Genomic DNA, 1799 nt, shown 5'->3' on the forward strand with positions numbered 1-1799 from the left:
GACGCCTCAGGATGCCGCGGTTCCGCAGGAGGCACCCGCCTGGCCCGGAAGGTGACGGCGTCGTGAACGTCGGTGGGACGATCGTGCGGATCCCGTACGGCGGCGCGGTGGTCGGCCTTTTCGACGCGTCGACGATCGACTTCTCGATCATCGGGGAGCTGGTCGCCCAATCGAAAGCCGACACGGGCTGGACCGACTTCACCGCGTTCTACCCCTCGGTGCGCCTCGGCTCGTCGGGCGTTCCCGAGATCAACGTCTATCTGAGCAGCGACTACTACTCGGCCAGCTACAGCTACACGATTCGGGGAGACTTGATCGGCAGGGAAGGAACGGGATTGGACTGACGATGCCGCTGGACGGGGAGTACGCGCCGAGTACGAACGACTGGGCGCGCAAACACGCCGAGCTGTACGAAGCGTCAGAAGGCACCAAAGGCCTGACGCTCTCGGGCATGCCGGTCATCGTGCTGACGACGGTCGGGGCGAAGAGCGGCAAGCTGCGTAAGACGGCGCTCATGCGAGTCGAGCATGACGGGGTCTACGCCGTCGTGGCTTCCCGCGGCGGAGCGCCCCAGCATCCGCAGTGGTACTTCAATCTGGTCGCCAACCCGCTCGTCGAACTTCAAGATGGCCCGGCGAAGCGCGACTACCGCGCCCGCGAGGTGTCCGGCGACGAGAAGTCGATCTGGTGGGAGCGGTCAGTCGCCGCCTACCCGCCCTACGTCGACTATCAGAAGAAGACCGACCGAGAGATTCCAGTCTTCGTTCTCGAAGGGCTCTAAACCTTCCGCAAGAGCACCGTCGACACGGTGTGATCTGCTCCCTTGCGGAGCACGAGCGACGCCCGGGCGCGGGTCGCCAGGATGTTCTGGGCGAGGTTCGGGCCGTTGATCTCGTTCCAAATGCTGCGGGCTCGGGCGACCGCTTCACCTTCGCTGAGCGCCGCGAACCGGTGGAAGTATGACGAGGGGTCGGCGAACGCGCCACGCTGGAGGCGCAGGAATCGCTCCACATACCACTTCTCGATGTCGCTCGTGCGGGCGTCGACGTAGATCGTGAAGTCGAACAGGTCGCTCACCGCGAGCCGACCTGAGGTCGGCGGTTGCAGCACGTTGAGCCCTTCGACGATGAGTACGTCGGGGCGCCGCACGATGACGTGTTCGTCGGGCAGCACGTCGTAGACGAGGTGCGAATAGACGGGTGCACGCACTTCGGGTGCGCCGCTCTTCACCTCCGACACGAAGCGCAATAGCGCCCGGCGGTCGTAGCTCTCGGGAAAGCCTTTGCGTTCCATCAGCCCGCGGCGCTCGAGTTCGGCGTTCGGCAACAGGAAGCCGTCGGTCGTCACCAGCTCGACGCTCGGGGTGTCGGGCCACCGGGAGAGGAGTTCGCGCAGCAGTCGCGCGATCGTCGACTTGCCGACCGCGACGGAGCCGGCGACACCGATGACGTACGGCGTGGGTCGCGCGGGCTGCCCGAGGAACTCGCGAACTTCGGCACCGGTCGAGAGGGCACCCGCGACGTAGAGGTTGAGCAGTCGGCTGAGGGGCACATAGACCTCCGCCACCTCGGCGAGGTCGAGGCTGTCGCCCAACCCCCGGATCCGCTCGACTTCACCGGCCCCGAGAGGGAGCGGGGTTGACGGAGCGAGCGCGGCCCACTCCGCCCGGTCGATTTCGAGGAACGGTGTGGACCCGCTGTGCACGGCGCCTGGGTCAGACATCTGACCCAGGAAAACATACAATCGGGTTCATGTGTGGCATCGTCGGGTACGTCGGGCCGGGCAGCAGCCTCGAAGTG

The 1799-nt window shown here is 66.0% G+C and carries 3 protein-coding genes; 2 read left to right on the forward strand and 1 reads right to left on the reverse strand.

All coding sequences use genetic code 11. The features are described 5' to 3' along the window. A partial coding sequence (locus RMO30_RS10825; protein ID WP_309713190.1) for a hypothetical protein occupies positions 1–344 on the forward strand: 344 nt, incomplete at its 5' end. Positions 345–346: 2 nt separating this feature from the next. Continuing rightward, positions 347–781 (forward strand): nitroreductase family deazaflavin-dependent oxidoreductase, encoded by a 435-nt coding sequence (locus RMO30_RS10830; protein ID WP_309713193.1) that lies wholly within the window; start codon positions 347–349, stop codon positions 779–781. Here the strand turns inward: RMO30_RS10830 and coaA are convergent. Further along, positions 778–1722 carry a type I pantothenate kinase gene (gene coaA / locus RMO30_RS10835; protein ID WP_309713196.1) on the reverse strand — a complete coding sequence of 315 codons (945 nt, stop codon included), beginning with the start codon at positions 1720–1722 and terminating at the stop codon, positions 778–780. The genes RMO30_RS10830 and coaA overlap by 4 nt on opposite strands. Between the last annotated feature and the right edge of the window lie 77 nt (positions 1723–1799).

It is taken from the genome of Pseudolysinimonas sp. (assembly GCF_031389465.1).
In the GTDB taxonomy this organism is placed as follows: domain Bacteria; phylum Actinomycetota; class Actinomycetes; order Actinomycetales; family Microbacteriaceae; genus Pseudolysinimonas_A.